Annotated in this window: 5 protein-coding genes; all 5 read right to left on the minus strand. The window is 39.9% G+C overall.

Annotated elements, in window-relative coordinates; translation table 11 throughout:
• A partial coding sequence (locus BFU02S_RS13660; RefSeq protein WP_157075945.1) for an SH3 domain-containing protein occupies positions 1-1,038 on the minus strand: 1,038 nt, incomplete at its 3' end.
• Positions 1,039-1,137: 99 nt separating this feature from the next.
• Complete coding sequence (locus BFU02S_RS13665; RefSeq protein WP_066371696.1) at positions 1,138-1,830, minus strand: NTP transferase domain-containing protein; 693 nt, start codon at positions 1,828-1,830, stop codon at positions 1,138-1,140.
• Positions 1,830-2,801: a DMT family transporter gene (locus tag BFU02S_RS13670; RefSeq protein WP_066371699.1), complete on the minus strand. Its 972-nt coding sequence runs from the start codon at positions 2,799-2,801 to the stop codon at positions 1,830-1,832. The genes BFU02S_RS13665 and BFU02S_RS13670 overlap by 1 nt, the downstream gene beginning before the upstream one ends.
• Positions 2,785-4,665 carry an NTP transferase domain-containing protein gene (locus BFU02S_RS13675; RefSeq protein WP_066371701.1) on the minus strand — a complete coding sequence of 627 codons (1,881 nt, stop codon included), beginning with the start codon at positions 4,663-4,665 and terminating at the stop codon, positions 2,785-2,787. The genes BFU02S_RS13670 and BFU02S_RS13675 overlap by 17 nt, the downstream gene beginning before the upstream one ends.
• 152 nt (positions 4,666-4,817) lie before the next feature.
• Complete coding sequence (locus BFU02S_RS13680) at positions 4,818-7,124, minus strand: glucosaminidase domain-containing protein (protein WP_066371704.1); 2,307 nt, start codon at positions 7,122-7,124, stop codon at positions 4,818-4,820.
• Between the last annotated feature and the right edge of the window lie 355 nt (positions 7,125-7,479).

The following is a 7,479-nucleotide window of genomic DNA, read 5'->3' on the forward strand; positions in this document are numbered from 1 at the left end:
CTTAAATTCCTTGACAAGGCTAGCAATCTTGCTGGCCCATGCTTCATCAGTAGAATATTGGTGAATGCCGTCATTAAATCGCATGTTATCAAGTGTTGGTTGGGCAAAAGGATAATTTAGCCCTGTTGACTTATCCCTGTTTACATAATTCTCACTAATATATTTGGCTCCACTGATGATTCCGTTCGTTTGATTCGAGAAATCAAATGCATCCATTGGCGTGTCATCTTTGGCATTAATTCCGTAGAAATTATACTTATTATTCACAATGGCAGACATTCCCCACTTTGATTCCAGCCCTGAGTGTGCCAATAAATATACCGCATTTAAACCGCTTTGTTTCTGGGCCTCTATATAAGCTGTCCCCATTCCGCTCATCATTGTTTTGGCCCCATTTGTTTTATAATCAATAAATTTGTTAATTTGATCGGCACTTATATTGGCAATTGTATTTAAAGGAGTAAAGACGGACAGCGTGTTTGTCACGGCTCCCGCTTTGCCAAAATCATAGGGAATGATATTGGATCCTCCGCCGTAGTCATATCCATCATCCTTTTGATATGTACCTTTCACCCAACCTATCTGCCCATCTGTTGTTTCGATTTTATAAAATTTACTAGCTTTGTCGTAATCAAGAACGTAAACTTTTGCTCCATCCGGAACTATGCCATTTTTAGGGGAGGACGTTGTGTGATCTTCACGTAAATTCCTCCACTGCTTGACTAACCATGTTTGATTCTTACAATCACTACTTAAATAGGCTTTCTGGATCCAGCCCCTTATTTTCCCATCTGTCGTTTCAATCTCTGCTCCATAATCCATCTCATTTAACACTTTAACCTGTGTATTATAAGGCAAACTTGCGATCGGAGTATAACTACCGTAATTTGCTAGTTGGTTAAAACTGCTGTACACTGGCAGGTTAACTGAAATAACAAACATAGTGGTCCCTTGTGATACGGCTGCATACGCCGGAATGTTTAGAAGACCGAGTACTAACAGTATTGCTAGAATGCTCTGAATAACAATCTTTTTCATCTATTTTCCCTCCCTATTCTACTATTTTAGTAGTATCATAGTTTTTTAACCATTTGGTAGAATTTACACACAAAAAAGACCGGACTGTAAATGTCCGGCTTATTTTTGCATTTCTATAAGTTTCCTTACCTTTTCAAGATCTTCCAAAGAATCGATTTCATAACTGTCATTCGGATGGATTTCCTGAAGATATACATGTAAATCACGGATGTTCTCCTTGACAATGTCATCCCAGTAAAGATCTTTAAAGTTACCGCCTGCGACGGCTTCTTCCAATTTCTTCACAATATATTTTCCATCTTCCTCAGACCAATAGGAAACGCCGCATAAAATATAGTCATGCTCCCCGTCACCGATTACGATATCATAAACCTTGTAATCATCATCAAAGCGGAGCATCCATTCTCCTTTAAATTCCGGCTTGCGTGCGCTGAAATACATCGACGTTTTGGGGTTTGGCAAAAGAAAATTGTGATGTAAGTACACATCTGCATCAATTACATACGATCCAGGGAGAAAGTCTCTAACCAAGTACATGGTATAAATATTGTTATACACATCATACAGATCATTATGCACCAGTTTAACCCCATATTTGTCAGTCAAATAGGCGAATTTTTCAGCAAGGTAACCTGTAACGACAATAATTTCTTCAACCCCAACCCCCCTTAGAAATTCAATTTGCTGCTCAAGCATTGGCTTTCCATTTACGACTGTAAGGGATTTTGGTGTTGTAAGTGTCAGCGGACGTAATCTTGTTCCCATTCCTGCTGCCAGTAAAATTGCTCTCATTAAGCTGCTCTCCTACGTTTCATAAAATTTGACCATTTTAACTCTTCCGGGTTTGCGACAGTAATAATCGAACCCGCCAAAATCATTATACTAAAAAATACAAGTTTAAAGGTAATTGGTGTTCCCAACATGATAAAGCTTAACAGTATGGCCCAAGCCGAATACGTAATATTTAAGGCCATCGCTCTTGTCGGACCGATCACATATATTGCTTTGTAATAGAAAACATACGAAGCTGTTCCGGAAAGGGCAATCAGGGCAATTAACCAAATCAGACTGCTGCTTAGAACCGTTCCGACAAGCGGATAGGCTTTGAAAATGGGCAAAATCAAGACACCGTATGTTACGGCTGAAACTAATTGGCGGATTTGCAAAGCCTGCTCCGGCGTGATCTCATCATCCTTCATCCCATAGGCCAGAATCACACATTCCATACCCCAGCCGAACACACATAATAAAATAAAGGAAAAGCCAAGAACAAAACTTTGGGACCGATCACCGCCGGTATAGCCCAACAGGAAGATAAATAAAATACTGATAAATAAACCAATCCAGTTTTTGACGGATAACTTATCCTTTAGCAACAAAAAGGCAAAAAAGGCGCCAACCGCAGGATAGACAGCGGAAAATGATGCGGACAGCGAAGCACCTAAATACTTAACTGCGAGTACATACCCTGTCATCCCAATCGGACCGCCGAGTAATGCTCCTAATACAACAAACCGGCCGCTTCTCGTTCTTAGTTTCTGGAACGGCACTTTCAGTTCGCCTCGAATGGTCATATAAATCATCATCCAAAAGCTAGATAACAAATCATGGAAAAACGTACTGACCAATGGTGCCAGGAAAATAACCTCTGGAGTGGATGTAAAGATCCCCTTCGCTAAAATCACTCCAATTAATACAGTATCAAGCGCCCATGTAAACCCTGAAAACAAACCATAGAAAAGGCCTTTATTTTTTGTGCTCATATGCCATCTCCTTCATAATGTCATGGTTTAAATTTCTTCTTGCCCGGTTAAAACGATCCATCCCATACGTGCCGAAATCATCGCCTTTTGCTTCCTTTACTATTGTCCAAATACTCCAGAGGAAATCTTGGAAAATTTTATTCATTAAAACCCGCTGCTGAATCTCCAATGGAATGGTTTCTGTTTGCAGATAAAGGGTTAAAAACAATTCTTCATCTTCCGGTGAAAATTCACATTCCAACAAATGTGCAGCGACATCCCACATCGGGTCATTCATTCCGGCATATTCCCAATCGATTAAATACACTTTGTCTGGACCGCTTTTCACCAAATTCTCCGCTACTAAATCATTGTGGCACGGCGTTAAGGTAATGTTCATTCCCTCATAGATGTTCCTCAATACCATCACTTGGGCCCTGACCTCGTCATAATGAGGATATGGCCGGCCATTTGCCTGTTTCATCAGCTCTTCATACTCGGAAATTTTTTGAAAAACATTAAATTCATTTGCCATGGTGACACCCGAGGTGTGCAATTTTCGTAAAAGCGCGGTGGTTAATAGCATGTTATCATGCCGTTTGGCTGTTTTGCTGTTTAATGTCTCGGCATTTGGAATTAGTTCCGCAATTTTAACTCCAGTTTCTTCATTAAAATAGATTAACTCTGTATCAATCCCCAAACGGCTGGCAATCGCCGCATTTACTTTCTCTTCTTTGCGGTTAATCATTTGTTCGGTTCCATTTCCGGGAATACGCAATACATACTCCTTATCTCCCGCAAGCACTTTGAAGTTCTTGTTTGTCATGCCGCCAAACGGTTGAATCTCCTGAATGTCATGTTCCTCAAGGTCAAGGGCTTCTATGAAATAACCCTTAATTTGATTTTCACGGAATTCCGCTTCCTTGCGTTTTAAAATTGGATAAATCTTATTTGTAACCGTCTCATAGTGTTTAAGGCTGTCAATTTCACCCCAAACAAGATTATGCATTTTTAAATAGCCAATATTATAGTGACGGGCTACGTCCAAGAGCATATATTCATAATTCAAGTACGGATTTTTGTTGCTCTTCCGATACTCTTCAACCATTTTGGTAAACACTTCATAGGACAGCTTGCTAACGCCAATCATTTCTCCATCAACATGGTTAAACTGATGAATATCTTTGGAAATTTTAAATAAATAGCCGTTGCGGATTTCCACAAACGCTTCGTCGCCCGATCCGCTTTCATCTGCAATCAGAACGGTATCCCGCTGCGGGTGGTCAAGCAGTTCTTTTATTGCCCGTTCTTCGATTAAAATATCATCTTCAATCAGCAAGAAATCTTCAGAAATAAGCTCATGTGCGAGAGCCAATGACGCCATCGATCCCGTCCATTTATACTTCGGATTGTGTACAAATTGCACTTGGCTTAATTCCGGCATCTCCTGAAACGTTTCCTTTTGATAACCGGTTACGATAACGATCTGGTTGATGCCATTTTCTTGAAGAATATCAATATTTCGCTTCAGTAACGTTGTATCCTCAATTGGCATTAAACCGGCTGGTTTGCCAAAATCACTTCTCTCACCAGCCGCCAAAATCACCGCTTGTTTAATTTCCGTTAAAGGTTCTTGGTGAATATTCACCTTTTTATAATGAAACTCCTCAATACCTCTCTCTAAAAGTTCCATTCCCTTCTGCGTTAGAAAATAGCTGATGTTTCTTCCCTTTTTTTCACTATAAATATAATGGCCACTGACTAAATCATGTATTAAATAATTCACCTTTCCAACTGAAATTCCACATATCTCAGATAACTTCTTTTGGTTCAAATGTGCATTTTGATTAATCGCTTCTAAAATTTGAAACACTTGCTGTTCCATTGGAAAACCTCCAACATATTCAAAAAATGAATGCATTTACATTGTATCTTAGTCTTATAGATCTGTAAACAGAAAATGGATACTTTTAGTATTTATTTTTTGGTTAAAAACAAAAAAGGCATGTGCATATCAATGCACTGCCCTCTTCGATACTATTTATAAACAGGAATATCATAATATAAAGTATAAGAACTTAAAGAATCATAGATTTTTTTAATCGTATATACTTGGTCGACAGCCCAGCCAATATCTGTGGCATATTGATGCACTCCCGGATTGGCAGGATTCCATCTCATTTTATAAAGGGTATTCTGCTGATATTTTGGATTGTTTATATAACTTTGACCTATAAATGCTGCACCCCCAATAATGGCAGCTTCCGGTGTAAACCAGCCATTTTTATAGGCCATTTGCGCTCCGCAGCTCTCCGGGCAGCTGTCAAAGGCACCGATTCCATACATATTATAAACGGTTACCGGTTTATCCAGCTTCTTGCCATCCACTGTGTCTACCTGAATTCCATTTGCCAGTTTGGATGTACCATTGCCGGTCTCCAGCAACGCATGGGCAATCAGATAGATTTCATTCACGTTATTTTGCAGGCTTGCTTGGATAAACGCCTCACCCTTTCCGGCAAGGATTCCTTTTCCGGCAAGAACTTTTGCATTTAAGTCAGCTGCAGATGTTCCGGCATTTTTATTTAATAAGATAAATTGTAGATATTCGGGACTATTTGGACTGAATTGGGTTGGATCAAGATATGCACCGACATCTGCAGGTTTGGCATTACGCCAAGTCCTATATTTAATTTCATACCAAGTACCTACTGATGAAACAATGTTTACAGTCTGGCCTTTTGTTAATGTTCCATAGATAAATGCTGAATAATTCGTATCTTCACGAACATTTAATACATCTGCAATGACAACCCCTTTTGTCGGGTCTTTAGCATCTTGAAGAACATATCGGCTGCTTACATATGCTTTCCGATCTTTATATAAATCTGTTTGCGGTGGTGGATCAAGATTCATCTGAGAATCAATCATTTGCTGCAATGTAAGATTATATTGTGTTTTCGTAATAATCGGCCCTGTATTTAAGATACCGTTATCAAAGAAATGATAAGTTTTTCCGTCAATTACCTGCTCTCCGGTCACCATTCTGCCTTTCGAATCAAAATAATACGTATTATTACCAAGCGTCAGCCAGCCAATCTGCATATGGCCGTCTTCATTCAGATAATAGGTAAACCCTTGGTCACTCAGCCAGCCAGTTTGTCTCACGCCATGCGTATTCATGTAATACCATTTCTGATCGATGAATACCCAGCCAACAGCCATAACCCCATTACTATTTAAGTAGTACCACTGATTTTGATCCTGAAGCCAGCCTGTTACCATCGCACCGTCTTGGCCAAGATAGTACCATTTTCCGCTCGTCTGCAGCCATCCTTTGTAAATGACACCACCTGTTCTAAAATAGTACCATTTATTATTAATGTACTGCCATCCGCTGGTATCATCCATTACACCATTAGGATCAAAATAATACACCTGTCCTTCAATATTTTGAATGCCGGCCTGCATTTTTCCATCCTGGTCAAAGTAATATTTCTTGCCATTCACGTTCAGCCAGCCCTTAACACTGACACCGTCAGTTCCAAAGTAATAAGTGCTGCCATCTATAGTCAGCCAGCCAGTTTGCATCATACCATCTTTCCCGAGATAGTATCGGTTACTGCCTTCTGCTAACCAGCCGGTCTGCATTGTCCCATCTTGCGCAAAGAAATATTTCTTTCCGCTTTCATTCAGCCAGCCTTTGTGAATCAGACCATTTTGATCAAAGTAGTACTTCTTATTTCCCTCGGTCAGCCAGCCCGTATGTATAACCCCATTTGGATTAAAATACATGACAATGGTTCCATCGCGGAACCAGCCAGTGATTTTTTCGCTGCTTAAAGCACCCGAGGGAGTGAATACATATGGCTTTCCGTCAATATATTTTTGCCCTGTAACCATGTCCCCATCAGGATTTAAATAATATTTCTTACCTTGATCGACAATCCAGCCAGTTGCCATTGCCCCGCTCTTTTCAAGATAATACCAATGGTTCTTATACCATAACCAGCCCGTTTTCATCGCGCCGTCCGGGTTAAGATAGTACCAAGTGTTGCCGTCTTTCACCCAGCCGGTTTGCATTGCTCCACTAGTTGGATCAAGATAATACCAGCGGCCGCTGCTTCGGATCCACCCGGTCTGCATGACCCCGTTACTTGCAAGAAAATACCAATCCCCCTTATATTGCACCCATCCTGTGACATTTTTACCTGTTGGTGTGACATAATACCAATGGTTATTCTGATATTTCCAAGTGTTCGTACCAGCCGCTGAAGTACTGGCAGCAGGTGATGAAAACATCATTGTTGCCAAGAGAATAGCAGTGACTCTTTTTTTCTTCAATATGTTTCCCCCTCCGTAATCCTCTCTATCTATAAAACTATAAAAAAGGTATATTCTTATTTATTTTCTCACTTTGATGCAAATTTTCAACAAGAAGTTGCGAATTATGTCAAATTTTGAATTTTTTCTATCAATTGAAATTTGGTTTTAGAAATAAAATAATCAGGAAAAAGCTGCTTAATAAGAATAGTAAAAGGAAGTTTTGGTCTTCATTGACCTGATGAAGGACTTTTTTTCGATTGATCCGGTCAAGTTTTGGCCTACATGACTGGGATGAAGGGCATTCCTCTTTTCAAACACCAGGTTTTTTGGCTTTCATCACCTTGATGAAGGGCATTTCTCTTTTTAAGTACCT

Origin of the sequence: Neobacillus fumarioli NBRC 102428, from assembly GCF_001591485.1 — a bacterium.
Classification (GTDB): domain Bacteria; phylum Bacillota; class Bacilli; order Bacillales; family Cytobacillaceae; genus Neobacillus; species Neobacillus fumarioli.

Bases quoted from the DNA above. Each gene is read 5' to 3' on its own strand.
- BFU02S_RS13670 (WP_066371699.1), bottom strand. From the start codon at position 2,801: ATGAGCACAAAAAATAAAGGCCTTTTCTATGGTTTGTTTTCAGGGTTT.
- BFU02S_RS13675 (WP_066371701.1), bottom strand. From the start codon at position 4,665: ATGGAACAGCAAGTGTTTCAAATTTTAGAAGCGATTAATCAAAATGCA.
- BFU02S_RS13665 (WP_066371696.1), bottom strand. From the start codon at position 1,830: ATGAGAGCAATTTTACTGGCAGCAGGAATGGGAACAAGATTACGTCCG.